This window comes from Bradyrhizobium sp. AUGA SZCCT0158 (assembly GCF_018130065.1).
In the GTDB taxonomy this organism is placed as follows: Bacteria; Pseudomonadota; Alphaproteobacteria; order Rhizobiales; family Xanthobacteraceae; genus Bradyrhizobium.
The window spans coordinates 1-26,453 of sequence record NZ_JAFCME010000047.1; the positions used below are offsets into that span (position 1 = coordinate 1).

Annotated in this window: 23 protein-coding genes; 11 read left to right on the plus strand and 12 right to left on the minus strand. The window is 63.2% G+C overall.

Annotation, left to right across the window (positions count from 1 at the left end):
- Nucleotides 1–468 precede the first annotated feature (468 nt).
- The gene (locus tag JQ574_RS33675) at nt 469–2,439 is read right to left on the minus strand and encodes a methyl-accepting chemotaxis protein (protein ID WP_212214840.1); all 1,971 of its coding nucleotides are present in this window, start codon (nt 2,437–2,439) and stop codon (nt 469–471) included.
- A gap of 489 nt (nt 2,440–2,928) precedes the next feature.
- On the opposite strand from JQ574_RS33675, the gene JQ574_RS33680 reads away from it, so the two are divergent.
- The 4 genes from JQ574_RS33680 (at nt 2,929) to JQ574_RS33695 (ending at nt 7,924) form a co-directional block, all read left to right on the plus strand.
- Nucleotides 2,929–3,414 (plus strand): (2Fe-2S)-binding protein, encoded by a 486-nt coding sequence (locus JQ574_RS33680; protein WP_212214836.1) that lies wholly within the window; start codon nt 2,929–2,931, stop codon nt 3,412–3,414.
- 84 nt (nt 3,415–3,498) lie between these two features.
- Nucleotides 3,499–5,838, plus strand: a complete 2,340-nt coding sequence (locus JQ574_RS33685) for a xanthine dehydrogenase family protein molybdopterin-binding subunit (protein WP_212214834.1) — start codon at nt 3,499–3,501, stop codon at nt 5,836–5,838.
- Between the two features lie 13 nt (nt 5,839–5,851).
- Nucleotides 5,852–6,652 carry a xanthine dehydrogenase family protein subunit M gene (locus tag JQ574_RS33690; protein ID WP_212384207.1) on the plus strand — a complete coding sequence of 267 codons (801 nt, stop codon included), beginning with the start codon at nt 5,852–5,854 and terminating at the stop codon, nt 6,650–6,652.
- Between the two features lie 159 nt (nt 6,653–6,811).
- On the plus strand, nt 6,812–7,924 hold the full coding sequence (locus JQ574_RS33695; RefSeq protein WP_212214828.1) for a CaiB/BaiF CoA-transferase family protein: 1,113 nt from the start codon (nt 6,812–6,814) through the stop codon (nt 7,922–7,924).
- Nucleotides 7,925–8,099: 175 nt separating this feature from the next.
- Here the strand turns inward: JQ574_RS33695 and hppD are convergent, their stop codons facing one another.
- On the minus strand, nt 8,100–9,215 hold the full coding sequence (gene hppD, locus JQ574_RS33700) for a 4-hydroxyphenylpyruvate dioxygenase (protein WP_212384208.1): 1,116 nt from the start codon (nt 9,213–9,215) through the stop codon (nt 8,100–8,102).
- Nucleotides 9,216–9,339: 124 nt separating this feature from the next.
- Here hppD and JQ574_RS33705 point away from each other — a divergent pair, with 124 nt between their 5' ends.
- Both JQ574_RS33705 and JQ574_RS33710 read left to right on the plus strand, forming a co-directional pair.
- The gene (locus JQ574_RS33705; protein WP_212214824.1) at nt 9,340–9,816 is read left to right on the plus strand and encodes an Lrp/AsnC family transcriptional regulator; all 477 of its coding nucleotides are present in this window, start codon (nt 9,340–9,342) and stop codon (nt 9,814–9,816) included.
- Nucleotides 9,817–9,914: 98 nt separating this feature from the next.
- The gene (locus JQ574_RS33710) at nt 9,915–10,226 is read left to right on the plus strand and encodes a DUF1272 domain-containing protein (RefSeq protein ID WP_212214816.1); all 312 of its coding nucleotides are present in this window, start codon (nt 9,915–9,917) and stop codon (nt 10,224–10,226) included.
- Nucleotides 10,227–10,362: 136 nt separating this feature from the next.
- Here the strand turns inward: JQ574_RS33710 and fahA are convergent, their stop codons facing one another.
- The 5 genes from fahA to JQ574_RS33735 form a co-directional block, all read right to left on the minus strand.
- Nucleotides 10,363–11,634, minus strand: coding sequence for a fumarylacetoacetase (gene fahA / locus JQ574_RS33715; RefSeq protein ID WP_212214815.1), 1,272 nt, complete (start codon nt 11,632–11,634; stop codon nt 10,363–10,365).
- Nucleotides 11,635–11,829: 195 nt separating this feature from the next.
- Complete coding sequence (gene hmgA / locus JQ574_RS33720) at nt 11,830–13,176, minus strand: homogentisate 1,2-dioxygenase (RefSeq protein ID WP_212214814.1); 1,347 nt, start codon at nt 13,174–13,176, stop codon at nt 11,830–11,832.
- A 60-nt stretch (nt 13,177–13,236) separates the two neighbouring features.
- A complete protein-coding gene (locus JQ574_RS33725) occupies nt 13,237–14,190 on the minus strand; it encodes an MBL fold metallo-hydrolase (RefSeq protein ID WP_212214813.1) in 954 nt (317 codons plus the stop codon).
- A 39-nt stretch (nt 14,191–14,229) separates the two neighbouring features.
- Nucleotides 14,230–14,457, minus strand: a complete 228-nt coding sequence (locus JQ574_RS33730) for a DUF2783 domain-containing protein (RefSeq protein ID WP_212214810.1) — start codon at nt 14,455–14,457, stop codon at nt 14,230–14,232.
- Nucleotides 14,454–16,079 (minus strand): FAD-dependent oxidoreductase, encoded by a 1,626-nt coding sequence (locus tag JQ574_RS33735; protein WP_212214809.1) that lies wholly within the window; start codon nt 16,077–16,079, stop codon nt 14,454–14,456. Before JQ574_RS33735 ends, JQ574_RS33730 begins: the two co-directional genes overlap by 4 nt.
- Before the next feature lie 257 nt (nt 16,080–16,336).
- Between JQ574_RS33735 and JQ574_RS33740 the strand changes: the two genes are divergently transcribed.
- The gene (locus JQ574_RS33740) at nt 16,337–16,774 is read left to right on the plus strand and encodes a MarR family winged helix-turn-helix transcriptional regulator (protein ID WP_249119784.1); all 438 of its coding nucleotides are present in this window, start codon (nt 16,337–16,339) and stop codon (nt 16,772–16,774) included.
- A 138-nt stretch (nt 16,775–16,912) separates the two neighbouring features.
- Here JQ574_RS33740 and JQ574_RS33745 read toward each other — a convergent pair whose 3' ends face one another.
- Entirely contained in the window at nt 16,913–17,257 is a 345-nt protein-coding gene (locus JQ574_RS33745; protein WP_212214804.1) for a RidA family protein, read from the minus strand.
- A 30-nt stretch (nt 17,258–17,287) separates the two neighbouring features.
- A complete protein-coding gene (locus JQ574_RS33750) occupies nt 17,288–18,094 on the minus strand; it encodes an N-acyl homoserine lactonase family protein (RefSeq protein ID WP_212214802.1) in 807 nt (268 codons plus the stop codon).
- A 429-nt stretch (nt 18,095–18,523) separates the two neighbouring features.
- On the opposite strand from JQ574_RS33750, the gene JQ574_RS33755 reads away from it, so the two are divergent.
- From JQ574_RS33755 to JQ574_RS33770, 4 genes are all read left to right on the plus strand, one after another.
- Nucleotides 18,524–20,071, plus strand: a complete 1,548-nt coding sequence (locus tag JQ574_RS33755) for a caspase family protein (protein ID WP_212214799.1) — start codon at nt 18,524–18,526, stop codon at nt 20,069–20,071.
- Nucleotides 20,072–20,208: 137 nt separating this feature from the next.
- Nucleotides 20,209–20,880: an OmpA family protein gene (locus JQ574_RS33760; RefSeq protein ID WP_212214797.1), complete on the plus strand. Its 672-nt coding sequence runs from the start codon at nt 20,209–20,211 to the stop codon at nt 20,878–20,880.
- 156 nt (nt 20,881–21,036) lie between these two features.
- Nucleotides 21,037–21,966 carry an efflux RND transporter periplasmic adaptor subunit gene (locus JQ574_RS33765; protein WP_212214794.1) on the plus strand — a complete coding sequence of 310 codons (930 nt, stop codon included), beginning with the start codon at nt 21,037–21,039 and terminating at the stop codon, nt 21,964–21,966.
- Nucleotides 21,967–25,134 (plus strand): efflux RND transporter permease subunit, encoded by a 3,168-nt coding sequence (locus JQ574_RS33770; RefSeq protein ID WP_212214791.1) that lies wholly within the window; start codon nt 21,967–21,969, stop codon nt 25,132–25,134. It begins immediately after the preceding gene.
- Between the two features lie 31 nt (nt 25,135–25,165).
- Here the strand turns inward: JQ574_RS33770 and JQ574_RS35955 are convergent, their stop codons facing one another.
- The 3 genes from JQ574_RS35955 to JQ574_RS33785 are packed head-to-tail and all read right to left on the minus strand — an operon-like array spanning nt 25,166 to nt 26,392.
- Nucleotides 25,166–25,444, minus strand: coding sequence for a type II toxin-antitoxin system RelE/ParE family toxin (locus JQ574_RS35955; RefSeq protein ID WP_212276421.1), 279 nt, complete (start codon nt 25,442–25,444; stop codon nt 25,166–25,168).
- Nucleotides 25,390–25,674, minus strand: a complete 285-nt coding sequence (locus JQ574_RS33780; protein WP_212214789.1) for a hypothetical protein — start codon at nt 25,672–25,674, stop codon at nt 25,390–25,392. Before JQ574_RS33780 ends, JQ574_RS35955 begins: the two co-directional genes overlap by 55 nt.
- Nucleotides 25,675–25,717: 43 nt before the next feature.
- Nucleotides 25,718–26,392 carry a Crp/Fnr family transcriptional regulator gene (locus JQ574_RS33785; RefSeq protein ID WP_192735671.1) on the minus strand — a complete coding sequence of 225 codons (675 nt, stop codon included), beginning with the start codon at nt 26,390–26,392 and terminating at the stop codon, nt 25,718–25,720.
- Between the last annotated feature and the right edge of the window lie 61 nt (nt 26,393–26,453).

The window sequence follows — 26,453 nt, forward strand, 5'->3', positions numbered from 1 at the left end:
GCGCCAGGACCACACGGTTTTGCCGTACGCTTATCCACGCCGTCGTCGAGGCGTAAACCAGCGTCCACCGCAACCCGTCCAACGTCCGTGACGACGGCCGACGCCCTTCTGAGTAGGACGGGATGGCGATAGATGCGCACTGATTTGGGTTGACCGACAACAGAAATATTTTTGATTTACAGAACTTTTCTACTTGACACGACTTCTGTAAAACGGAATTGATTTGCCCGTCGGGTTGTTTTGTCGCAGGCGACGACGACATTTGCGATTGTGAGGGCAGCGACTGGGCGGAAGCGATCCCATCCATCGTCGTCCCGGCCTAGTGCGCAATTGCGCACGGGGGGCCGGGACCCATACGCCGCGGCGCCCATTGTAGCGCAGAGTAACTAACGTGACAGCCTCACCGAGAAGCCGCGGCGTATGGGTCCCGGCTCAAGGCCGGGACGACGCCGGTGTTTGGCGATGGTCTCACGCCGCGCGGATGTTCGCCATGAAGCGGTCGAGCTCTTCGCGCAGCCGCGTGCTTTCGCTCGACAGCGTGCGTGCCGAATGCAGCACCTCTTCCGAGGCCGTACCGGTCTCGGTCGCGCCGCGGTTGACCTGCATGATGCTGGCGGCGGCTTCCTCGGTGCCTTGCGCGACGTTCTGGACGCTGCGTGCGATTTCCTGGGTCGCCGAGCTCTGCTGCTCGACCGCGTCCGCAATCGTCGTGGCGATGTCGGAGATCTTGCCGATGGTGCCGCCGATTTCCTTGATCGCGGCGACCGATTCCTGGGTCGCGCCCTGCATGCCCGAGATGTGATTGGAGATCTCGTCGGTCGCCTTCGCGGTCTGGCTGGCGAGCGATTTGACCTCGGAGGCAACGACGGCAAAGCCGCGGCCGGCATCACCGGCGCGGGCCGCCTCGATGGTCGCGTTCAGCGCCAGCAAATTGGTCTGCTCGGCAATCGCCGTGATCAGCTTGACCACGTCACCGATCTCCTGTGCTGCGCGCGACAGTTTTCCGATGCGGTTATCGGTCTGTTCGGCCTGGCGCACCGCGGCTTCCGCAATCTGGCTGGATTCCTTGACGCGGCGGCCGATCTCGTCGACGGAGGCCGACAGCTCCTCGGTCGCGGATGCCACCGATTGCATGTTGCCGGACGCCTGTTCCGAAGCGCCGGCGACCTGGCTCGACAGGCTCTGGGTGGTTTCCGCGGTTCGCGTCAACGTTCCCGCGGAGGCTTCCAGCTGCACGGCCGAGGCCGAAACGTTGGAGACGATGGCGCCCACCGCGGCCTCGAATTCGTCGGCAAAGCGAATGAGTTCGGCGCGGCGCGCGGCGCTGCTCGCCTTGTTCTGCGCCTCTTGCGTGGCGGCGTCGCGTTCGGCCTTGGCGACCGCCTGGACCTTGAACTCCTCGACTGCGCTGGCCATTTCGCCAAGTTCGTCCTTGCGCCCGAGGCCGGGCAGCACGACGTCGAAATTGCCGGCTGCGAGTTCGCGCATCGCCTTGCACATTGCGATCATCGGCTTGGAAATGCCCTTGCCGAGCAAGAACGCCCAGATACAGCCGAGCAGGAAGCCGCCGGCCGCCAGGATCAGGATCAGCCGTTCGGTTTCGCCGATGCTCGCGTTCGACTCGGCCTCGAGCCGCTTCTGATCGGCCAGCAGGCTGGACTTCATGACGGCGGCGCCCTTGCTGATCGCAGTGGCGGAATCCGTCATGTCGAGCGTCAGATCGTCGATTTCCTTAGCGTTGTGAATCAGCTTGGCCAGCGCCTCCCGGTAGGCTTCCAGAAGCCCGGCGGACTCCTTGAGGTCAGCCACGACCTTGTCAGTCTTCGAGGAAATCGATTTGAGCGAGTTCTCGACGAATTTCAGACGCGCCAACGCGCTGGCGGCCACCGCCTTGTCGGCATTGATGACGAACGTGTTGACCAGTGCGGTGACGGCCTGAAACTGCTCGTAGACCTTCTTCGCGCCAAGACTGATGACCTGCTGCTCGGACTCCTCGGCGTTGCTCGGGAGATCGTCGAGCTTGTAGTGCAGCGACATGCCGCTGCGCGTGAGCTGGTTCTGGGTGATCCGCGCGCTTTCGTCCTTGACCTTGACGACGTCGGCAAAGATCTTGGCAAAGGCGCGGAATTCCCGCTCCAGCTTGGCGAGCTGTTCAAGCCGGCCCGGATCGGTGGTGCCCTTCATCGAGGCAATAATGGCTGCCTTCAGGCTGGCTTCGGCCGTCAGCGCCGCTTTGCCATCCTCTTCCTTGGCCGTGACCACGAAATAGCGGGCGAGCGAACTATAGGAAATCAGCTCGCGGTCGATGTCGCGCGCCAGGTCGGCTTCCTGCACGCTGCGCCGGTAGGCGTCCACGCCTGCGGAAACGTGTTCAAATCCCATAAAGGCAATGCCCATGCTGACCGCCGAGATGGCCAGCGTCACGGCAAAGCCGAGCATGATCTTGGCGCGGAATCGAAGGGTTGGGAGTTTGATCGAGAACAAGCCCGTACGTTTCTTAAATCCCACCTCAAGCCCCCCGTTTTCATTCTGAAAACCCGGATCGGGAGGCCCTGCCCCCGATCCAGTGCGCAAAACTAAGGCACAATGGATAAGGGTGCGTAAATTCCGGCCCCATTCCCCTTGGGTTGCAGGGCTGGAAGCATGCTTTTTTTGTCTCGGTCCCCCTTTGGGGCCCGGACGGTCTCCGAAAGTATGATGCGGTGCGGGGTGGACGCGACCTCATCCCGTCAATCTACCTTCCGCCACGCGCAGCGCTTTGGCTACAGCTCGACTCGCCCGCTGGAGACGGCCGAAGAATCGGCTGACCGACGCCGCGTCGCCGCGAGGATGTCATCACAATGACAGGGGCGACCAAAATCCTAGTTGCAAGTTCCCTCGCCCGTGTTTCTAATTGGAATAATTATAAAACATCGGGAGGTATCACGCGTGTCTACCATCAAATTGACGGTGAACGGCAAGGCTGTCTCAGCCGACGTCGAGGACCGGACCCTCCTCGTCCATCTCTTGCGCGAAAACCTGAACCTGACCGGCACCCATGTCGGCTGTGATACCAGCCAGTGCGGCGCCTGCGTCGTCCATATCGACGGCCGGGCGGTCAAATCCTGCACCGTGCTGGCGGGCCAGGCCGCCGGGTCCAACGTCACCACCATCGAGGGCATCTCGAAGGGCGACGAATTGCACCCGATGCAGGCGGCGTTCCGCGACAATCACGGCCTGCAATGCGGCTATTGCACCCCGGGCATGATCATGTCGTCGATCGATATCGTGCACCGTCATGGTGGCAAGCTCGACGAGGAAACCGTCCGGCAGGAGCTGGAAGGCAACATCTGCCGCTGCACCGGCTACCACAACATCGTCAAGGCGGTGCTCGATGCGGCCGGACGCATGAAGGTCTCGCAGGCGGCTGAATAGCCGCCGCAGACCACCAAGACTGAATCCAAGACCGCGTTTCGATGGAAATGGCGGGAACAATAATTCCGGTCGGGAGGACAGGACATGGGCGTTGAAGGCATTGGCGCAAGCGTTGTGCGCAAGGAAGACCGCCGTTTCATTACCGGCAAGGGCCGTTACGTCGACGACATCAAGATTGTGGGCCTGACCCACGCGCACTTCATCCGCAGCCCGCACGCCCACGCCAAGGTAAAGAGCATCGATACGTCAGCGGCAAAGGACATGCCCGGCGTGGTCGGCGTCCTGACCGGCCAGCAGATCGTCGACGACAAGGTCGGCAATCTGATTTGCGGCTGGGCCATCACCTCGAAGGATGGCACCGGCATGAAGATGGGCGCATGGCCGGCGATGGCGCCGGAGACCGTGCGCTTCGTCGGCCAGGCGGTCGCGGTCGTGATCGCCGAGACCAAGAACCAGGCCAAGGACGCCGCCGAAGCCGTCGTCGTCAATTACGAAGAACTCCCGGCCGCATCAGATATTCGCGCGGCCATCAAGCAAGGCGCGCCGCAGCTTCACCCGGAAGCGCCCGGCAACGTGATCTACGACTGGACGATCGGCGACGAGGCCGCGACCGAAGCCGCGTTCAAAGCGGCGGCCAACGTGGTTTCGCTCGACATCACCAACAACCGCTTGGTGCCGAACGCGATGGAGCCGCGGGCGGCGATCGGCGAGTATAATGAGGCGGAAGAGCACTTCACGCTCTATACGACCTCGCAAAATCCGCATGTCGCCCGTCTCGTGTTGTCGGCGTTCTATAACATCGCCCCGGAGCACAAATTGCGGGTGGTGGCGCCCGACGTCGGCGGCGGCTTCGGCTCCAAGATCTTCATCTACCCGGAGGAGATGGTGGCGCTGTGGGCCTCCAAGAAGGTGGGGCGTCCGGTGAAGTGGACCGGCGATCGCACCGAGGCCTTCCTGACCGACGCCCATGGCCGCGATCACCTGACCAATGCCGAACTTGCGCTCGACGCCAACAACAAGATCACCGGCTTGCGCGTCAAGACCTATGCCAATCTCGGCGCCTACATGTCGCTGTTCTCGTCGTCGGTGCCGACCTATCTCTACGCGACGCTGTTGTCGGGCCAGTACAACATACCCAACATCTTCGCCGAGGTGATCAGCGTCTACACCAACACCACCCCGGTCGACGCCTATCGCGGCGCGGGCCGGCCCGAAGCGAGTTTCGTGGTGGAACGGCTGCTGGAGACGGCGGCGCGGCAGTTGAAGGTCGATCCGGCGGAATTGCGCCGCAAGAACTTCATCACGCAATTTCCGCATCAGACGCCTGTCATCATGGCCTACGATATCGGCGATTTCGGCGCCTCGCTCGACTCGGCGATGAAGGCGATCGACTACGCCGGCTTCCCGGCGCGCAAGGCGAAAGCCAAGTCCGAAGGCAAGCTGCGCGGCATCGGCCTCTCCTGTTACATCGAGGCCTGCGGCATCGCGCCGTCGAAAGCGGTCGGCAGCTTAGGGGCCGGCGTCGGCCTGTGGGAATCCGCTGAGGTCCGCGTCAACCCGGTCGGCACCATCGAGATCCTCACCGGCTCGCACAGCCACGGCCAGGGCCATGAAACCACCTTCTGCCAGCTGGTGGCCGAACGCCTCGGCGTTCCCATCAGCCAGGTGCAGATCGTCCATGGCGACACCGACAAGGTGCAGTTCGGCATGGGCACCTACGGTTCGCGCTCGGCCGCCGTCGGCCTGACCGCGATCCTCAAAGCGATGGAGAAGGTCGAGGCCAAGGCCAAGAAGATCGCAGCCCATGCGCTCGAAGCCTCCGAAAGCGACATCGTGATCGAAAACGGCGAGTTCAAAGTCACCGGCACCGACAAGTCGATCGCGCTGCCGATGGTCGCGCTCGCCGCCTACACGGCGCACAATCTGCCCGACGGCATGGAGCCGGGCCTGAAGGAGGGCGCGTTCTACGACCCGACCAACTTCACCTTCCCGGCCGGCGCCTATATCTGCGAACTCGAGGTCGACGCCGCCACCGGCAAGACCTCCTTCGTCAACTTCGTGGCGGCGGACGATTTCGGCCGGCTGATCAACCCGATGATCGTCGAAGGTCAGGTCCATGGCGGTCTCGCCCAGGGCATCGGCCAGGCACTGCTGGAAGGCGCTGCGTATGACAGTTCGGGTCAGCTGCTGACGGCGTCGTTCATGGATTACGCCATGCCGCGCGCCGACGATCTGCCGTCGTTCAAACTGAACCACACCACGACGCTGTGTCCGGGCAACCCGCTCGGCGTCAAGGGCTGCGGCGAAGCCGGCGCGATCGGTGCATCGGCCGCGGTGATCAACGCGATCACGGATGCGATCGGCAACAACAAACTCGAAATGCCGGCGACGCCCGATCGCGTCTGGCACGCCATTCACGGTTGAGAGGGAGAGAACAATGTACGAGACCACTTATCATCGCCCCTCCTCGGTCGACGAAGCCGTGGCGCTTTTCGGCAAAGGCTCGGATTCGAAATATCTCGCCGGCGGCCATACGCTGATTCCCGTGATGAAGCAGCGGCTGGCCGCGCCGTCCGACGTGATCGATCTCGGTAAGATCAAGGAGCTGATCGGGATTGAAGCGTCAGGCGATACGCTTACTATCAAGGCGGCCACGACCTATTTCGACATCATGCAAAGCGCCGATGTGAAGAAGTCGATCCCGGCGATCGCCTATCTCACGTCCGTGCTCGGCGATCCCGCGGTACGACACCGCGGCACGATCGGCGGCTCGATTGCCAACAACGACCCGGCGGCGGATTTTCCCGCGGCATTGGTCTCGCTCGGCGCCACGGTGAAAACCAACAAGCGCTCGATCGCGGCGGATGATTTCTTCAAGGGCCTGTTCACGACGGCGCTGGAAGACGGCGAGATCATTACCGCGGTGTCGTTCCCGGTGCCGGCCAAGGCTGGTTACGAGAAGATGCGCCATCCCGCCTCACGCTTCGCGCTGACCGGCGTGTTCGTGACCAAGACCAAGGCCGGTGACGTCAGGGTTGCGGCAACAGGTGCATCGCAAAACGGCGTCATGCGGGTACCGGCGATCGAGGCCGCGCTGAAGGCGAACTGGTCAGCGGGCGCGCTCGATAGCGTCAAGGTCTCCGACAGCGGCATGCTCGCCGATATCCACGGCTCCGTCGCCTATCGCGCCAACCTGGTCAAGGTAATGGCTCAACGCGCGGTGACTGCGGCGGGCTAATAGCGTCAAAACACAAGTTCCCATGCAAGCGGCGCGCAGCGATGCGCGCCGCTCTGCATTTGGTCGGATTCTCGACAAAGAATGCTTGCCACGCGCAGCCGGAGGCGAGACAATTTAGCTAATCAGCTAATTAAAAATACCTCTTTGGGAGAACAAGACGTGCTCGACAAACCCGCCGCCCAATCCGCAGTTCGCGCCTCCGGCCCGCTCGCCGGTTTTCGCATCGTCGAGTTCGCGGGCATTGGCCCGGGTCCGTTCGCCTGCATGATGCTGGCCGACATGGGCGCGGAGGTCGTGACGCTCGACCGCGTCGGCGCCAGGAAGAATTTGAAATCGGTGGCGGGACGTGGCCGCAAAGTCGTCGAACTCGATTTGAAGGACAAGGCGTCAGTCGCAAGCGTGCTCGATCTGCTCGCCAATGCCGACGCGCTGATCGAAGGCTTTCGTCCCGGCGTGATGGAGCGGCTGGGGCTCGGGCCTGACGTCGTGATGGCGCGCAATCCGCGCCTGGTGTTCGGCCGCATGACCGGCTGGGGTCAGGAAGGCCCGCTGGCGCAGGCCGCCGGCCATGACATCAATTACATCTCGGTCACCGGCGCGCTCGCCGCGATCGGCACCAAAGAGAAGCCGGTGCCGCCGCTCAATCTGGTCGGCGATTTCGGCGGCGGCGCGCTCTATCTCGTGGTCGGCGTCCTCGCCGCGCTGCTGGAAGCGTCGAAATCCGGCAAGGGCCAGGTGGTCGATGCCGCGATGTGCGACGGCGCGGCATCGCTGATGTCGATGTTCTTCGACATGACCGCGATCGGCCGCTGGACCGAAGGCCGCGATCAGAATTTCCTCGACGGCGGCGCGCATTTCTACGGCGTTTACGAATGCTCCTGCGGCAATTTCATTTCGATCGGATCGATCGAGCCGCAATTTTACGCCCTGCTCCGCGAACACGCGGGCCTGACCGACGCCGATTTCGACGCCCAGATGGACCGCAACGCCTGGCCGGCGCTGAAGGAAAAGCTGACAAAGGTGTTCAAGAGCAAGAGCCGCGAAGACTGGTGCAAGATCATGGAAGGCACCGACATCTGCTTCGCGCCGATCCTGACCATGGCGGAAGCGCCGAAGCATCCGCACAACGCCGCGCGAAAGATCTTCGTCGAACGCCACGGCGTGACCCAGCCCGCGCCGGCGCCGCGTTTTTCGCGGACGCCGTCGGCGATCAGGGATGCGGAGAAGGCTGATATTGCGGAGCTGACGAAAGAGTGGAAAGCGGGGAGGTAGCCCCCGCTGTCGTCCCGGCCTTGAGCCGGGACCCATACGCCGCGGCAGAAATTGTTTGGCGCGCTGGTCGTTGTCTTTCTTTTCCACCCATACGCGCCGCGGCGTATGGGTCCCCCGATGCGCAATTGCGCATCTGAGCTCAAGGCCGGGACGACACTGAGTTTGACGGCGTGCGTTACGCCGCATCCACCTTCAGCACGCCCCTGCGAATCTGATCTTCCTCGATCGATTCGAACAGCGCCTTGAAATTGCCCTCGCCAAAACCGTCGTCGCCCTTGCGCTGGATGAACTCGAAGAAGATCGGCCCGATCGCGTTGGCCGAGAAGATCTGCAACAGCACCTTGGTATGGCCGCCTTCGACGACGCCCTCGCCGTCGATCAGGATGCCGTCGCGCTGCAGCCGTGCGACGTCTTCGCCATGGCAGGGCAGCCGCGCGTCGATCTTCTCGAAATAAGTCAGCGGCGGTGACGGCATGAACGGCAAGCCGTCGGCGCGCAGCGTCTCCACCGTGCCGTAAATGTCCCGCGCGCCGCAGGCGATGTGCTGGATGCCCTCGCCGCGATAGGTGTTGAGATATTCCTCGATCTGGCCGGAATCGCCGGCGTCCTCGTTGATCGGAATCCGGATCTTGCCGTCCGGGCTGGTCAGCGCGCGCGAGAACAGGCCGGAGGCGCGCCCCTCGATGTCGAAGAAACGGATCTGGCGGAAGTTGAACAGCTTTGCGTAGAAGCCGGTCCAGACATCCATGCGGCCGCGATGGACGTTGTGGGTGAGGTGATCGATGTAGAACAGACCGGCGCCGGCGGGCCGCGGGTCTTTGGCGCCGAGCCATTCGAACTCGCTGTCATAGGCCGAGCCCTTGGCGCCGTAGCGGTCGACGAAATACAAGAGGCTGCCGCCGATGCCCTTGATGGCGGGAACGTCGAGCGTCTTCTGCGCGGACGGGATATCCGCGGGCTCCGCACCGAGCGAAATCGCGCGTTCATAGGCCAGCTTCGCATCCACCACGCGGAACGCCATCGACGGCGCGCAGGGGCCGTGGGCAGCCACAAAGGCAAAACCGTGGGTGCCGGGCTCCTCGTTGACGAGGTAATTGATGTCGCCCTGGCGATAGACCGTGATGTTCTTTGTCTTGTGGCGGGCGACCGGCACATAGCCCATCAGCTTGAACAGCGCGTGCAGTTCTTCCGGTTTTGGATGGGCGTATTCGACGAACTCGAAACCGTCGGTGCCCATCGGGTTGTCGGCGCTGATGGTAGCGGCCGGCGCGTCGTGCGGAAATGGACCCATGGCGGAATCTCCTTCTTGATCTGATCCATGGAGTTTCCGCCAGGTCAGGCGCAATGTGCATGCAAATCGCGGCGAGATTGGCTATAGTTACGCACAGTTCGTGCATCAAATGGGTATTTCACGCATGATTCCGGTAGACGCTTTCGACCTCAAAATGCTGGCCGCGCTGCAGGACGACGGCCGGCTGACCAACCAGCAACTGGCCGATCTGGTCGGCCTGTCGGCATCGCAATGCTCGCGGCGGCGGATGCGGCTCGAGGAAGAAAAAGTGATCGCGGGCTACCACGCCGATCTCGCCAGCGAGGCGCTCGGCTTCAATTTGATCGCCTTCATCCACATCACGCTGGCGACGCATTCGCCCGACAACGCCAAGAAATTCCGCGCGCTGGTGGGGCGCGTCGACGCGATCCAGGAGGCCTATTCGCTGACCGGTGATGCCGATTACCTGCTCAAGGCCGTGCTGCGCGACCTCAAGAGCCTGTCCGACATCGTCAACAACGTGCTGATGCCGCACCAGAGCGTCGCGCATGTGCGCTCGTCGATCGTGCTGGACCGGCTGAAGGAAAGCGCCAAGCTGCCGCTAAAGGAATTGACGCGGTAGAATTCGAGGGAGATGGCCGAAATCGAGGGGAATTCGCCATTATCTTGCCAAGGCGAATTTGCGATGATGCGGTCCAAGATCAATGCGAAGAGATCACCATGGCCCTGCAACTCCGGCCGAACTGCGAATATTGCGACAAGGATCTGCCGCCGAACGCGACGGACGCGCGGATCTGTTCCTATGAGTGCACGTTCTGCGCGGACTGCGCCGACAACAAGCTGCACAATGTGTGCCCGAACTGCGGCGGCGGCTTTGTGCCGCGGCCGATCCGGCCCGCGCAGGAATGGCGGCCGGGCGTCTGCGTTGTAAAGCAGGCGCCGTCAGACAAGCGCGTGCATCTGAAGTTCAGCGTCGAGGACTGCGCGGCGCATTCGGCGCGGCTTAGGGATATTGCTCCGCAGGATCGCTAGTCTCTCCACATCGTCATTGCGAGCCACCGGGTCGCGCCAACGCGCGCCCGATGACAGGCTCCGCGAAGCAATCCACCCATCCGTTATGCCGCGCTATGGATTGCTTCGCTCCGCTCGCAATGACGTGGAGAGAGCATCACCCCGCCGGCGTGATCGTGCCCTCGACCTCGCCAAAGCCGACGCGATAGCCATCGCCCTGGCACCAGCCGCGCATCACCAGCGAATCGCCGTCTTCCAGGAACGTACGCTTGACGCCGCCGGGCAACTCAACCGGCTCGGTGCCGTTCCAGCTGATCTCCAGCAGGCTGCCGCGCTGATCCTTTTCCGGGCCGGAGATGGTGCCGGAGCCTAATAGATCGCCGACATTCATGGCGCAGCCGGATGAGGCGTGGTGCACCAATTGCTGCACCGACGACCAGTACATGTATTTGAAATTGGTGTGGCAGATGCCGGTCGCCTCGTTCATCGCCCCCGCGCGCAGGGCGACGTCGAGCTGCATGTCGTAATTGTTCGGCTGCGCCTGGCGCAGATATTCCAGCGGCTGCGGGTCCTGCGTGGGCCCCTGGACGCGGAACGGCTCCAGCGCCTCGCGCGTCACGACCCACGGGCTGATCGAGGTCGCAAACGCCTTGGCCTGGAACGGGCCGAGCGGCACATACTCCCACTGCTGGATGTCGCGCGCGCTCCAGTCATTGAGGATCACAAACCCGAAGATCATCTCTTCGGCCTGCTTTTCCGTCAGCATCTCGCCGATCGCCGACGCCTGTCCGACCACCACGCCCATTTCCAGTTCGAAATCGAGCCGCTTGCAGGGCCCGAAGCTCGGCACGTCGGCGGTCGGCGGCTTCAATTGCCCGCGCGGCCGGCGCACTTTGGCGCCGCTGACGACGACGGTGGATGCGCGGCCGTTATAGCCGATCGGCATATGCAGCCAGTTCGGCTGCAGCGCATTGTCCTTGCCGCGGAACATGACGCCGACATTGGTGGCGTGCTCCTTGGAGGAATAGAAATCGGTGTAGCCGGACACCGCGATCGGCAGATGCAGCGTGACATCCGCCATCGGCACCAGCGTGCGCTGGCGCAATTTTTCATTGTCGCGCAGTTCGGGATGATCGTGGCGCAACAGCTCGCTGATCCGCGCCCGCGTCCGCGACCACACCTCCGGCCCGAGCGCCATGAACGCGTTGAGCGATGCGCTGGCGAATACGCCGGGTTCGACGACGTCGATCCGGCAATCCTGCGCGAGCTGCCAGAGATCAAGCACATAGTCGCCGATCGCGACGCCGACGCGTGGGGCAAGCCCGTCCTTGGCGGAGAACACGCCATAGGGGAGATTCTGGATCGGGAAATCCGAGGTCGGATCGACCGGGATGAAGGAGCGAAGGGTGGGATCGTTGGGATGGGGCACGGTGTGCTGCGTCCTTTCTTCCTTCTCCCCTTGTGGGAGCCGAGACGAGCGAAGCTCGCTCTTAGGTGGCGCGCAAAGCGCGCCGGATGAGGGGTCTCTATCCGCATCTCGAAATCTTACCGTGAGGAGAGAACCCCTCACCCGTCTTCGCTTCGCGAAGCCACCCTCTCCCACAAGGGGAGAGGGGAAGAACCGTCACGGCTTGTTCGGATCGAACCGCTTTTCCAGTCCCTGCCAGCAATCCGCGTAATCGTCCTGCAAGGTCGCCGACTTCGCCGCGTGCGCGGTGACGCGCTGCGGGTAGCGGGTTTCGAACATGAAGGCCATGGTGCCTGTCAGCTTCACGGGCTTCAGCTCGCCATTGCTGGCATGGTCGAAAGCCTGGCGATCCGGGCCATGCGGCAGCATCATGTTGTGCAGGCTGATGCCGCCGGGGACAAAGCCCTCCGGCTTGGCGTCGTAGACGCCGTAGATCAGCCCCATGAACTCCGACATGATGTTCATGTGATACCAGGGCGGACGGAAGGTGTTTTCCGCGACCGCCCAGCGCTCCGGGAAGATGACGAAGTCGATGTTGGCGGTGCCTGCGGTTTCCGACGGCGAGGTCAGCACCGTGAAGATCGAGGGATCCGGATGGTCGAAGCCGATGGCGCCGACCGGCGAGAAGGTGCGCAGATCGTATTTATAGGGCGCGTAATTGCCGTGCCACGCCACCACGTCGATCGGCGAATGCGGCAAGGTCGTCTTGAACAGCGAGCCGCCCCATTTCACGAACAGTTCGGTCGGCGTGTCCTTGTCCTCATAGGCCGCGACGGGGGTGAGGAAGTCGCGCGAATTGGCCAGGCAATTGGCGCCGATCGGCCCGCGTTCCGGCAGCGTGAAGGCGCCGCCATAGTTCTCGCAGAGATAGCCGCGCGCCGGGCCGTTTGTCAGTTCGACGCGGAATTTGACGCCGCGCGGGATCACGACGATTTCGCCGGGCTCGGCGTCGATGCGGCCGAACTCGGTGACGAGGCGCAGCTTGCCCTGCTGCAGCACGAACATCATCTCGCCGTCGGCATTGTAGAAATGCTGATCGACCATCGATTTGGTGATGAGATAGACGTGCGCCGCCATTCCGGCCTGGGTGTTGGCGTCCCCGGCCGTCGTCATGGTCTGCACGCCCTGCAGGAACGTCATGTCTTCTTTCGGAATCGGCGCCGGATCCCAGCGCAATTGCGCGATCGGCAGTTCGTATTCGTGGCATGGCGCGGTGCGCCACAACCCGGCATCGGCCTTCTCAAAACGTCCCGAGTGCTTCACCGAGGGGCGAATGCGATACAGCCACGACCGCTCGTTGGCGCCGCGCGGCGCGGTGAAGGGCGAGCCGGAAAGCTGCTCCGCGTAGAGCCCATAGGCACAGCGCTGCGGCGAGTTGCGGCCAATCGGCAACGCGCCGGGCAGCGCCTCGGTCTCAAAGCTGTTGCCGAAGCCGGACATGTAGCCCGGCGTGACACCAACGGTGCCTCGGGAAATCGCATCAGGCGAGGTGTTGATATTCATGGTCATCCTCCTTCATCTTGCGCATGATCTTGTCCGAAAACCGGTACCCACTTTTCGGGATCATGCGCCTTGCAGGGCGGCCCACATTTCCTGATCGCGCTTGTCGGTCCAGATCACGGGATCGTCGATTCCCGAGGCCTCGTCGAACGCGCGCGAGACGTTGAACGGCAGGCAGTGTTCATAGATCGCAAAGCTGGAAAATTTCGGATCCATCACCTCGCGCGTCGCCGCCATCGATTCCTTGAGGTTGCGGCCGCGGGCGACCGAGGTCTCGGCCGCGCCATAGAGCGAAGTGACGAAATCGCGCGTCATCGCGATCGCATCGCGTCCGGTCGAAAGCCCCTTGAGCGCATCGCCGCGGCCGGGCGCGATCGCCTTGGGATTGAAGGCGCGGATTTCGTTCAGCGTCGCAGGCCATTCGCGCAAATGCGCATCGCCGCAATAACAGGCCGAATGATATTCGATGAGGTCGCCGGAGAACATCACTTCGGCATCCGGCACCCAGGCCACGATATCGCCGGACGTATGCCCCGCGCCGAGCTGCATCAGACGCACCTCGCGCTTGCCGAGATAGATCGACATCTCGCCTTCGAAGGTCAGCGTCGGCCAGGTCAGCCCGGGAATGCTCTGGGCATCCTGGAACAGGCGCGGGAAGCGGCCATATTCGGAATCCCAGTCCTGCTGACCGCGCTCCTCGATCAGGCGATAGGTTTCCGCCGAGGCGACGATGCCCTGCGCCTTGTAGGCGGAGGCGCCGAGTACGCGCACTGCGTGGTAATGCGACAGCACGACATATTTGATCGGCTTGTCGGTGACGGTGCGCACCCGCTCGATTACCTTGTTCGCCATCGCCGGCGTCGACTGCGCGTCGAACACCAGGCAGCCATCGTCGCCGACGATAACAGCAGAGTTCGGATCGCCTTCGGCGGTGAAGGCATAGAGATCAGTACCGATCTCGGAGAAGGTGATCTTCTTTTCCGCCATATCAGTGGTGGACGCGAAACCCTTGGCCATCAGCTCGATTCCTTTGCGACGTCTTGTTCGTTAGTTCGGCTATTGTTGTTGTTGCTGTTGCTGCTGGCCGGCATCGAGCATCCGCCGCTTGGCGAGCGCGATGGCTTCGTTCAGCACCGCGATGTCGCCGATATGGTTGGCGAGCACCAGAACCAGCGCGGCGTCGAGATCGGCGCTTTGCGCCTCGCTCAACCCGCGATGCGCCTCGACGATGGCGCGGAAGGCGTCGTCGGGCTTTGCGAAATTCGAACTGGTGGACAGCGTCATGACAGTCCTCGATTGAGACCCGCCGCACGCGCCAACGCCGCATCGAGCGCCGGCCGGGTCGGATGCCGGAAGCGCGCCGCGACATAACCGTCGGGCCGCAGCAGATAGGCCGTGCCGGCCTCGGCGTCGTAGCGCGTACCCGCAAGGCCCCTGGTGTCGGCAAGGCCGTCGTCGCCGCCGATGCGAATGGTTTCGACGCCTTCGGGCGCATCGATCGCGGCACCGTTGCCAAATTCCAGCAATGTGAATTGCGCTCCCTTGCCAACGAAGGCTTCGGTCAGAAACATCGGCTGGCCGCTCGCTGCCGCAATCGGCGCATCCGGCATCGACGCGCCGGGCCGCGGGCCACCGCGCCACGTATCGCGATCGGCGGTCGAGAGCGGCGTGTCATAGGTGGAAGGCACCGACAGCCGTCCGCCATTGACCATGCGCTTGCCGAATTCGGTTTCCTTGGCCAGCGACAGCACCGCCTTGCGCAGCCGCGCCTCCTGCTGCGACACCGGCGCCATGAAATCGGTCGAGCGCGTGGACTCGCGGATGTTTTCGTCCGCCGCCGCGCTGCGCTCGGTGTGGTAACTCTCCAGCAGCGCTTCCGGCGACGTGCCGCGCAACACGCGATCGAGTTTCCAGGCGATGTTCTCGGCGTCTTCGAGGCCTGAGTTGGCGCCGCGGGCGCCGAACGGCGAGACCTGGTGCGCGGCATCGCCGGCAAAGATCACGCGGCCATGGAGAAATTTGTCCATCCGGCGGCACTGGAACTTGTACAGCGAGATCCATTCGAAATCGAACTTGTCATGGCCGAGCATGCGCGCGATCCGCGGCCGTACATTTTCCGGGCGCTTCTCGACGACAGGATCCGCATCCGGATGCAGCTGCAGGTCGATGCGCCAGATGTCGTCCGGCTGCCTGTGCAACAGCGCGGAGCGTCCGGCGTGGAACGGCGGATCGAACCAGAACCAGCGCTCGGTCGGGAACGCCGCCGTCATCTTGACGTCGGCGATCAGGAACTGGTCCTCGAACACTTGCCCGGCAAATTCCGCACCCACCATCTGCCGCAACGACGAGCGGGCGCCGTCGCAGGCGACGACGAAGCCGGCATGCAGCCGATACGGTCCGTCAGGCGTTTCGATCGTCAGCAGCACATGGTCGTTGCGCTGTTCGAGGCCGATCACCTTGTTGCGCCAGCGCAGGTCGATGCCGGAAAGCTCCTGGACCCGATCGACCAGATAGGCCTCGGCATAGAACTGCTGCAGGTTGACAAAGGCCGGCCGCTTGTGGCCCTCCTCCGGCAACAGGTTGAACTGGTAGAGCTGCGAGGCGCCGTGAAAAATCTTGCCAACGCTCCAGACCACGCCCTTGTCGACCATGCGCTGGCCGACGCCGAGCCGGTCCCAGAATTCCAGCGAACGCTTGGAGAAGCAGATCGCGCGCGAGCCCTCGCCGATCCGGTCGGCATCATCGAGCAGCACCACGGATTGGCCGCGCTGCGCCAGATCGATCGCCAGCGACAGCCCGACCGGCCCGGCGCCGACCACGACGACGGGATGTTCGGCCACATCAGTGCCCGCCCGATCCTGGTCGGGGTGCCTGCGGTAGCCGAACTGGGTTTTGGTCTGGACCATCGGAAGGTTTACTCTGGCCAAGGGTGCGCGGACTTGCTAAATTAGTCGCATCTGCAACTATCTTAAACCCGCTGGCGCCCCCGGCGTCAACTCAAATTGGAGCGATTTTGGCCAACGCGTCGTCCAGCGAGAACAGCGCCCGATCCCGATCCGCGCCCGACAGCGGCGCGCGCAAAGACGGGGATAAGGATGGAACGCCATCGAAAGCCGCAAAAAACGGCGGCCGTCTCGATCTCTTCAAATTCGTACCCTTCCGACTGAACCGGCTGGCGGCGGAAGTCTCCTCGGCGCTCTCGGCCGAATATCAGGCGCGGTATGGGCTCGACATTCCGGAATGGCGCGTGCTGGCGACGCTGGGTTTCCGCGTTGAGCCCTGCAGCGCGCAATACATCGCCCATTGCACCCGCACCCATAAATCGACCATCAGCCGCGCGGTCACCACGCTGATGAAACGGCAAATGATCGAGCGCGTCGAGAACGAAGCAGACCGCCGCGAATTCCGGCTGCGCATGACCGGAAAAGGCAAGGCGCTGTACGAGGAGCTGATCCCGCGACTGCTGCGCCGGGAGCAGGAGATATTGTCGTGCCTCTCCGCGCCGGAGCGAAAGGCGCTGGCCGCGCTGCTCGGCAAGATCGAGGCAAGCCTCGATCTTGTGCAAGACAGCGCCGAGGCGGATGCGAAGGAAGCGTATTGAAGCGCGTCATTCCGGGGTGCGCCACTTGGCGCAGCCCGGAATCCATTCACCCACGTAACATGCCGCTTGATGGTTTCCGGGCTCGCGCTACGCGCGCCCTCAGATGCGCAATTGCGCATCGGGGAATGACGGATGTGGTTACTTCACCGCCGTCACCACGATTTCCACGATATGCGGCGGCTCGAGCTCGACGCCGAGGCAGGCGCGCATCGGCGGGTTCGCCTTGTCGACCCATTCGTCCCAGGCGCGGTTCATCTCGCTTTTGCGCTTCATGTCGGCGATGAAGACGATCGCCGAAAGGATCTTGCTCTTGTCCGAGCCGCACATAGCAAGACTCTCGTCGATGCGGGCGAGCGCCTTGACGCTCTGCTCGTACATCGAGGGCGTTACAGGATCCGGCGCGACCGCCACAGTGAGCACCAGATCATCGTGAACGACGGCGCGGCTGCGGGTTGGCGTGAGGCCGGGAAAGCGCTCGATCATGGCTGATTCCGTTGCATTACGCATGTGCTCCTACTTCACGAACGAACGCGACGGCGGCAGGTGCAAGGCAAACGCATCGACCTTGTCGCTGGCGCGCGGATATATTTCGCTCACGATCGGATCATGGCCGGGAATGAAGCGGTCGGGGTGGCCGGCCAGCTTTTCAACGATCTCCCAGCCTTGCACCATGTCGCCGACATTGTAGACGATCGGAAACGGGCTGCGCTTCTGCAGGTTGGCGTAGTAATGCGCGGCATCCGAGGCCAGCACCACCGGCCCGCGCGCGGTCTCGACCCGCACCACCTGTAAACCATCGGAATGGCCGCCGACGCGATGCACGGTGACGCCGGGCGCGATCTCGCCATCACCATTATGGAACGTGGCGCGCTCGCCATAGACATGGCGCACCATGAGCGTGACGTGCTCGACGGAGAACGGATGCCTGATCAGGCCGTTGCACATGCAGCGCCCGGTCGCGTAGCTCATCTCGCGATCCTGCAGATGGAATCGGGCGCCGGGGAAGCGGTCGAGATTGCCGGCGTGATCGTAATGCAGATGGGTGACGACGACGTCCTTGATACTGTCGGCCTTGACGCCAAACGCTTCCAGCGCGTCGACCGGATTGAGATTGAGCTTGCGCGACCGCGCCTTGGCTTCCTCGGCGTTGAAACCGGTATCGACCAGGATCTCGCGGCCGTGGCCGCGGATCAGCCAGACGAAGTAATCGAGGTCCTGCGCCGTGGTGTCGTGCGGATCCGGTATCAGGAAATTCAGATGAGGGGTGCGCGGCGACATCGTCGCATAGCGCAGTGCGTAGATTTCGTAGGCATTTCCCATCGGTGTCACTTTTCTTGAGGTTTGAGTTTTGGCCGACGTCCACAACAAGCCATCGTCATCCGCAAAGGTCAAACCGGCAGTGCGAATGACCATCACGTGACGGCGGCGGGCGCACCCAATGTGAGCCCCGGTTACACCGCCGGTGGCCAGCCGGGCACCAGGGCCACGGCTGGCACCTGGGAAGGATTCACGCAACCACCGGATGATCACGCACCGCAATTTCACGACGAACGGGATTTATTCCGCTTCAATCCCCAAGGAATCCCCAGGGGTTCGTCGCGGGTTCGTCGCGGTGAATTGTCGCAATTAACGTTGCCTTCGCAAGTGGTTGACGGCCTGCGGGGCTCGTTTGATAATGCGGTTTGCGTGGAGTATGGTCGCCGCGGCGCAAGCTCGGATCGGCGCTTTTTTGGCTGGACTGCGGTGATAATGAAAATCCGCCTTGCATTGCTGCTTACAGTGATTTTTTCGGTGGCGTCGATCGCCCCGTCGTTCGGGGCCGGCGAGCGCTTTGCGCTGGTGATCGGCAATTCGAAATATCCGGACGCCGAAGCGCCGCTGAAAGAGCCGATCAACGACGCGCGCGATGTCGCCGAAGAACTCAAGCGCGACGGCTTCAACGTCGATATCGGCGAAAACCTCACCGGCGACGGCATGCGCCGGGCCTTCGAGCGCCTGTATGGAAAGATCAAGCCCGGCTCGGTCGCCCTGATCTTCTTCTCGGGTTTCGGCATCCAGGCGAACCGCCAGAGCTACATGATCCCGGTCGACGCGCAGATCTGGGCCGAGGCCGACGTTCGCCGCGACGGCTTCAGCCTCGAGATGGTGCTGGGCGAGATCAACAGCCGCGGCGCCGGCGTCAAGATCGCCCTGGTCGACGCCTCCCGGCGCAATCCTTTCGAGCGCCGGTTCCGCAGTTTTTCCGCCGGACTTGCGCCGGTCATTGCGCCGAACGGCTCTCTGGTGATGTATTCGGCGGCCCTTTCGTCGGTCATTTCGGATAATGGCAGCGATCGCAGCCTGTTCGTGCGGGAACTGCTCAAGGAAATCCGCACCCCCGATTTGATGGCCGAGGAAACCTTGAATCGCACCCGGGTCGGCGTCACGCGCGCCTCGCGCCAGGAACAGGTGCCGTGGATTTCGTCGTCGCTGGCCGAGGATTTCTCCTTCATCCCGGGTGGTGGCGCAGGGCCGAAGACTTCGAGTCCGCCCCCGCCGGCCCCGCCTCCGGTTGCCGCCGCCCCATCCCCGCCGCCGGTCGCCGCCGCTCCGTCGCCTCCTCCCGCTCCGACACCGGCGCCTGCTCCGGCACCGCCGCCCGCCGGGGCCCAGGTGGCCGTTGCGCCGCCCGCACCGCCCCAGCCTGCACCGCCGCAGCCCCCCGCTCCGCCGCAGCCGCCAAAACAGGTCGAAGTCACGATCCCGCCGCCGGCTCCGCCGGCCAAGCCGACCGAGAGTAACACGGCGATCGCGGCGCTCGCCGATGATCCGACCATCAAGAGCCTCACCGCCAGGCTCAACGACAACCCCGACGATGGGGCCGCGCTGTACCGGCGGGGCCAGGTCTATGCCAGCAAGGGCGCTTACGAACTCGCGATCAAGGATTTCAACAATTCGCTCCGGCTCAACCCGAAGGATGTGGAAGCCTACAACAACCGCTGTTGGGCCCGCACGGTCATCGGCGACCTGCAGGCCGCGCTGAAGGACTGCAACGAGGCGCTGCGGCTGCGGCCGAATTTCGTCGATGCGCTGGACAGCCGCGGCCTGGTCAACCTCAAGAGCGGACAGACCAAGAATGCAATTGCCGACTTCGACGCCGCGCTGAAGATCAACCCGAGATTGACCTCGTCTCTGTACGGACGCGGCGTTGCCAAGAAGCGCAACGGCTCGATCCCGGAAGGCGATCTGGATATTAGCAACGCCAAGGCGATGGATCCGAATATCGTTAAGGAATTCGCCGATTACGGGGTACAGTGACGATTATTTGACGCTAAGTGGCGGCCCCCTCGAACCGGCAGGCGGGCGGCTAGACTAACCGTAATAGGCCGCGACCGGATTGGTCCCGGCAGCTCATTTGAATCACGTTTTGGAACCACGCGCAGGAGGGACTGGTAATGTCACAGAGCTCTGGAACAAAGACCCTGACCGGAATCCTTTCGATCGCGACGCTCGGCGCCGCCCTCTGCTTTGGCATGGCCAGCGCGGTTGCCGAGGAGAAGGCCAAGAACGTGACCGAGGATCAGATCCTCCGCGCGCTGGCGCCGGAGAAAAAGCCGCTGACCCGCGGCCTGTCGGTCGGTCCGCAGCAGGTTGATCAGGCCGCAGTCGCCGCCGAAGGGCAGTTCGTCCAGAAGATCCGCGGCCGCTCGACGCGGTCGCTGACGTTCACCGAGCGTGAAGAGATCGCCGCGATCGTCAAGGACAAGCCCAAGATCGATCTGGAAATCAACTTCGACTACAACTCGGCCGATATCAGCCCCAGATCGCTGGCATCGGTTCAGGCGCTCGGCCGCGCATTGTCCAATTCCGACCTGAAAGGCTCGACCTTCGTGGTCGCCGGTCATACCGACGCAGCCGGCGGCGAAGGCTACAACCAGGACCTTTCCGAGCGGCGCGCCGACGCGATCAAGCGCTATCTGGTCGACAAATACGGCATCAACGGCACCGATCTGGTGACCGTCGGTTACGGCAAGAGCAAGCTGAAGGACCCGAACCAGCCGATGGCCGAAGCCAATCGCCGCGTGCAGGTTGTGAACATGGAGAACAAGGCCACTGCGTCCAAATAGCCTGTTCAAGTAGGCCGTGGCGTTGACCTAGATTTTCCGGCTACAATGCGTCCCGCAGCACCCTCGCGGGACGCATTTTGTTTTGGGTTCATTGTGATTTTCGGTGAACCGGATGCACCCCGCTTCATTTGACTTCCAGTCTGGACTGATCCGGCGATGAAACTCTCCGAATACCTCAAACCTGCGCTCGGAGTAGCGTTCGTTGTCGTTGTAGGTAGCTTCTACTACTGGTTCGAGCACCGCTCCCGTCCCGAGCCCAAGGAGGCGCCCAGCCAGGCGCTGGTGATCGTGACCAAATCCACCAATGCCTGCTTCTCCGACATGGTGCGGGTCACCGGATTTATCGTGCCGCGCCGCGAAGCGCAGGTCGGCGTCGATCAGGAAGGCTCCAGGGTCACCGATGTCTTCGTCCGCGAAGGCGACATGGTGACGGACAATCAGGAATTGGCACGCCTGACCGCACCGCCGCAGCAGCCGGGAGCTCCGGGCGGCGGCAGGAGCGGACCGGTATCGCTGCGCACGCCTGGCCCAGGCCTCGTTACCGAAGTCAGGACCGCCGTCGGGGCGCCGGCCTCGCCGCAGGCCGGACCGATGTTCCGGATTTCCGTCAACAACGAGATCGAGCTGGAGGCCGAAGTGCCGAGCGTCCATCTGCTCAAGCTCAATCCCGGCGCCACGGTGCGGATCAGCCGCGACGACGCGCCCGATCTGGTCGGCAAGATCAGGCAAATCTCGCCGCAGATCGACCGCGCCACCCAGCTCGGCAAGGTCAGGATTTCCCTGAACAACAATCCCTCGCTCAAGGTCGGCATGTTCGCCCGCGCCAATATCGACGCCAAGCGCAGCTGTGGCGTCGCGGTGCCGCGTACCGCCATCGACCGCCTGACCCTGCAGGTGGTCAAGGAAAACAACAGGATCGAGACGCGAAAAGTCCGGGTCGGACTGACATCAGACACCTCTACGGAAATTCTTGAAGGCCTCGCCGTCGGTGAAACCGTCGTGGCCGACGCTGGAACCTCGCTGCATGACGGCGACCAGATCAAGACCATGTTTGCCGACGAACTCGAGCGCACGCGGACACGATAAATGGCTTTGAACATCTCGGCATGGTCGATCCGGAACCCGCTTCCGTCCATCGTCTTTTCAATCATTCTTCTGGTGTTGGGATGGGTCAGCTTCACCAAGCTCGCGGTCACGCGGCTGCCGAGCGCCGACATCCCCGTGATCTCGGTGGCGGTCTCGCAGTTCGGCGCGGCGCCCTCGGAGCTTGAATCTCAGGTCACCAAGACGATCGAGGACGGCGTATCCGGCGTCGAGGGCGTGCGGCACATTTCCTCGTCGATCACCGACGGGCTGTCGCTGACCACGATCCAGTTCGCGCTCGAAACCAACACCGACCGTGCGCTGAACGACATCAAGGACGCCGTCACCCGCGTTCGCGCCAGTCTGCCGCAAAACGTCACCGAACCGCTGATCCAGCGCGTCGACGTGATCGGCCTGCCGATCGTCACCTATGCCGCGATCTCTCCGGGCAAGACGCCGGAGCAGCTCTCCTATTTCGTCGACGACGTCGTCAAACGCGCGCTGCAGGGTGTCCGCGGCGTCGCCCAGGTCGAGCGCATCGGCGGTGTCGAGCGCGAGATTCTGGTCTCGCTCGATCCCGACCGGTTGCAGGCCTCGGGACTGACCGCCGTCAATGTCAGCCAGATCCTGCGCGGCACCAATGTCGACCTCGCCGGCGGCCGCGCCGGTATCGGCAACAACGACCAGGCGATCCGCACGCTCGCCGGCGCCAAGACGCTGAACGAACTCGCCGGCACCATGATCCCGCTGTTCGGCGGCGGCGAAGTGCGGCTCGACGATCTCGGCACCGTCACCGACACCATCGCCGATCGCCGGACCTTTGCCCGCTTCAACGGCGAGCCGGTGGTCGCCCTCGGCATCAAGCGTTCGAAGGGCGCCAGCGACGTGGTGGTCGCTGCCGCCGTGCAAAAACGCATCGATGCGCTGAAGGCGGCCTATCCCGACGTCGACCTGAAGATGATCGACACATCGGTCGATTTCACCAAGGGCAATTACGAGGCGGCGATCTCGACCCTGTTCGAGGGCGCCATTCTCGCCGTCATCGTCGTGCTGTTGTTCCTGCGCGACATCCGCGCCACGATCATCGCCGCGATCTCGCTGCCGCTGTCGATCTTCCCGGCGTTCTGGGTGATGGATCTGCTCGGCTTCTCGCTCAACCTCGTCAGCTTCCTCGCCATCACGCTGTCGACGGGTATTCTGGTCGACGACGCCATCGTCGAGATCGAAAACATCGTCCGCCACATGCGCATGGGCAAGACGCCCTATCGCGCGGCGTTGGAAGCCGCCGACGAAATCGGCCTCGCCGTGATCGCGATCTCGCTGACCATCATCGCGATCTTCGCGCCGGCGAGCTTCATGTCCGGGATCGCCGGGCAGTTCTTCAAGCAATTCGGCATCACCGTATCGGTGCAGGTGTTCTTCTCGCTGCTGGCGGCGCGCTTCGTCACGCCGGTGCTGGCGGCCTACTTCCTCAAGGATCACCCGCATGAGGACCCGCCGCCCGGGCGCTTGCTGAAGGGTTACACCAGGCTCGTGACATGGTCGGTGAAACACTACTTCATCACCGTGCTGGCCGGACTTGCGATATTCGCCGCCTCGATCTGGAGCATCACGCTGCTGCCGCAGGGCTTCCTGCCGGCGCAGGACACCGCGCGCTCGCTGCTGGCGATGGAGCTGCCGCCAGGCTCGCAACTCGCCTACACCGAGAAGGTGACGGAGGAAATCGTCCAGCGCCTGCGCAAGCGTCCCGAGATCAAGAGCATATTCGTCGATGGCGGCCGGGTGCCGCCGGGAACGCAGGAAGTGCGGCGCGCTGCGCTGATCATCAACTACACGCCGAAGAAAGACCGCGACAGCAAGCACACCCAGCGCCTGCTCGAGCTCGATATCAGCAAGGAACTGGAAAACGTCCCGGACATCCGGTTCTGGTTCCTCGATGAAAACGGCCTGCGTGCCATTTCGCTCGTCGTGACCGGCATCGACAGCAACATCGTCGGCAACGTCGCCAACGAACTCGCGACCCAAATGAAGCGGATTCCGATCATCGCCAACGTGATCTCGGAAACCTCGCTCGACCGGCCGGAGCTTCGGATTCGCCCAAGGGCCGAACTGGCGGCACGGCTTGGCGTCTCCACCGAAAGCCTGTCGCAGACCATCCGTGTCGCCACCATCGGCGACGTCGGTCCGGCGCTCGCCAAGTTCGATGCCGGCGACCGCCAGGTGCCGATCCGCGTCCAGCTCGAGGACAGCGCGCGCGGCGACCTCCAGATGCTGCAGCAATTGCGGGTGCCGCTCGGCCAGCGCGGCGAGCGCGGCGGCGTGCCGCTGTCTGTCGTCGCCGACATCCAGCTCGACCAGGGCCCGACCAGCATCAACCGTTACGACCGGGAACGGCAGGCCACCGTCGCAGCCGACCTCGTCGGCACCGCGGCGCTGGGCGACGCTACCAAGATGATCTACGACCTGCCCGTGATGAAGAGCCTGCCGAAGGGCGTCAAGGTCAGCCCGTCGGGTGACGCCGAAAGCCTGGCCGAATTGTCGGACGGCTTTGCCACCGCCATCACCGCCGGCCTGATGATGGTCTACGCCGTGCTGGTGCTGTTGTTCGGCACCTTCCTGCAGCCGATCACCATCCTGTTCTCGCTGCCGCTTTCGATCGGCGGCGCGATCGCAGCCTTGCTGCTGACCGGCAAGCAGCTGACCACACCGGTGTGGATCGGCATCCTGATGCTGATGGGCATCGTCACCAAGAACGCCATCATGCTGGTGGAGTTCGCGGTCGAGTCGATCCGCGAAGGCAACAAGCGCGATTTTGCGATCATCGACGCCGGCATCAAGCGCGCCCGTCCCATCATCATGACCACCATCGCGATGGCGGCCGGCATGATGCCGTCAGCGCTGGCATTCGGCGCCGGCGGCGAGTTCCGTTCGCCGATGGCGCTCGCCGTGATCGGCGGCCTGATATTCTCGACGTTGCTGTCGTTGGTGTTCGTGCCGGCGATGTTCATGATGATGGACGATCTCGGCGCGCTGGCCTGGCGCTACGGCAAGCTACTGCTGGCCTCGGAAGCCGAGAGCGACGATGTTCCGCCGGGCGGCCATCACACCGCACCGCCTCCAGCCAAGGGACCGCCGCCGGTCCCGCCGGTGATGTCGCCCGCGGCGAAGTGAGGGAGCACGCCTAATCACGCCATGCGCCCCACTATTTGTCGGCTTTCCATGCCTTTCGCGAAGTGTGTCGAATATGTAAAATCTCGACAGCATCTCGCACCCGATAGAAAATCTTGTAGGGATAGCGAGCAACAAAGATGACCCGAACATCGGGGTTGTCCGTCTGATATCCGATGTGTGGGTGGTCTTTGAGCTGCGCCACCGCCTCACGAATGCTTGTTGCCACATTCCTGCCGCCGCCGGCAGATCGCTCTCTTAAATATTCAAGTATTCGCTCTCGATCGGCGAACGCACCGGGCGTGTAGCGTATCCTCGTCCCTTGTGGCGCTTGTCGGCGTGCGCAATGAGCTCATCCGACACGAATTCTCCACGATCAGCTTCGGCCAAACCTTTCCGGACCGCCGTGCGCTCGTCGTCTGACATTGTGTAGATGCCCGTACGGCGCGCCTCGATCTCCCGGGCGTATTCGGCAAGCTCCTTCTGGTCCTCTTCAGGCCAAGTCGCAGCGTGCTCGATCACTTCTTGGAGTATTCTGTTCATTTGCCGATTATAGCATGGCTGGCGAGATCTGACGACCAGGCCGCTACTCGTTGCGCGCCACCGTCGTCAGCTTGTTCAGGTTCTGCAGCAGGATGCGTCCGCGCTGCAGATCCAGAATGCCGTCCTTGCGCCAGGCCTGGAGTTGACGGTTGACGCTTTCGCGCGCGGCGCCGACGAACACGCCGAGCTGCTCCTGCGAAATATGCACTTCCGATCCGAAATCGGCGGCCAGCGCCACCAGCCTTCGCGCCAGCCGCACCGGCAGCGGCTGCAGCATGGATTCTTCCATCCGCTCGCTCTGCCAGCGGATGCGCTGGCACAGCAGCGTGATGATCTTGATGGCGACTTTCGGCTCACGTTCGAGGAAGGCGAGGAAATCCTCACGCCGGAGCACGAACAGTTCCGTCGCCTCGCCGGCGGTGGCGTCCGCGGTGCGGCTTTGGCCGTCGAGGACGGCGACCTCGCCGAAGAGATCGCCCGAACCCATGAAGTTCAGGGTCAGGCGGCTGCCGTCGGAGGCGCCGGTCTCGATCCGGATCTGGCCGCGGCGGACCCCGTAAAGGGCGTCGCCGGGGTCCCCCTTCTGGAACAGCATCTCGCCGAGCCCCAGTTGCTGGGTGTGGCAGAGTCCGGAGATTCGCTGCAGCTCGTCGGCGCCAAGGTCCGCGAACATCGGGTTCATCTTCAAAATGACCGCAAATTCGGCCTGTTTGCTCATTGGTTTGCCTTCCAGTTCGATCCAAAACCGTCCCCAAAGGCCCTAGCAAGATTCACCCCGA

What these genes read in the sequence shown, in the direction of transcription:
- JQ574_RS33765 (WP_212214794.1), top strand. Translation starts at nt 21,037, where the DNA reads ATGAAACTCTCCGAATACCTCAAACCTGCGCTCGGAGTAGCGTTCGTT.
- hmgA (WP_212214814.1), bottom strand. Translation starts at nt 13,176, where the DNA reads ATGAATATCAACACCTCGCCTGATGCGATTTCCCGAGGCACCGTTGGT.
- JQ574_RS33780 (WP_212214789.1), bottom strand. Translation starts at nt 25,674, where the DNA reads ATGAACAGAATACTCCAAGAAGTGATCGAGCACGCTGCGACTTGGCCT.
- JQ574_RS33690 (WP_212384207.1), top strand. Translation starts at nt 5,852, where the DNA reads ATGTACGAGACCACTTATCATCGCCCCTCCTCGGTCGACGAAGCCGTG.
- JQ574_RS33755 (WP_212214799.1), top strand. Translation starts at nt 18,524, where the DNA reads ATGAAAATCCGCCTTGCATTGCTGCTTACAGTGATTTTTTCGGTGGCG.
- JQ574_RS33760 (WP_212214797.1), top strand. Translation starts at nt 20,209, where the DNA reads ATGTCACAGAGCTCTGGAACAAAGACCCTGACCGGAATCCTTTCGATC.
- JQ574_RS33675 (WP_212214840.1), bottom strand. Translation starts at nt 2,439, where the DNA reads ATGCTCGGCTTTGCCGTGACGCTGGCCATCTCGGCGGTCAGCATGGGC.
- JQ574_RS33785 (WP_192735671.1), bottom strand. Translation starts at nt 26,392, where the DNA reads ATGAGCAAACAGGCCGAATTTGCGGTCATTTTGAAGATGAACCCGATG.
- JQ574_RS33750 (WP_212214802.1), bottom strand. Translation starts at nt 18,094, where the DNA reads ATGGGAAATGCCTACGAAATCTACGCACTGCGCTATGCGACGATGTCG.
- JQ574_RS33770 (WP_212214791.1), top strand. Translation starts at nt 21,967, where the DNA reads ATGGCTTTGAACATCTCGGCATGGTCGATCCGGAACCCGCTTCCGTCC.
- JQ574_RS33735 (WP_212214809.1), bottom strand. Translation starts at nt 16,079, where the DNA reads ATGGTCCAGACCAAAACCCAGTTCGGCTACCGCAGGCACCCCGACCAG.
- hppD (WP_212384208.1), bottom strand. Translation starts at nt 9,215, where the DNA reads ATGGGTCCATTTCCGCACGACGCGCCGGCCGCTACCATCAGCGCCGAC.
- JQ574_RS33730 (WP_212214810.1), bottom strand. Translation starts at nt 14,457, where the DNA reads ATGACGCTGTCCACCAGTTCGAATTTCGCAAAGCCCGACGACGCCTTC.
- JQ574_RS33705 (WP_212214824.1), top strand. Translation starts at nt 9,340, where the DNA reads ATGATTCCGGTAGACGCTTTCGACCTCAAAATGCTGGCCGCGCTGCAG.
- JQ574_RS33745 (WP_212214804.1), bottom strand. Translation starts at nt 17,257, where the DNA reads ATGATCGAGCGCTTTCCCGGCCTCACGCCAACCCGCAGCCGCGCCGTC.
- JQ574_RS33710 (WP_212214816.1), top strand. Translation starts at nt 9,915, where the DNA reads ATGGCCCTGCAACTCCGGCCGAACTGCGAATATTGCGACAAGGATCTG.
- JQ574_RS33685 (WP_212214834.1), top strand. Translation starts at nt 3,499, where the DNA reads ATGGGCGTTGAAGGCATTGGCGCAAGCGTTGTGCGCAAGGAAGACCGC.
- JQ574_RS33725 (WP_212214813.1), bottom strand. Translation starts at nt 14,190, where the DNA reads ATGGCCAAGGGTTTCGCGTCCACCACTGATATGGCGGAAAAGAAGATC.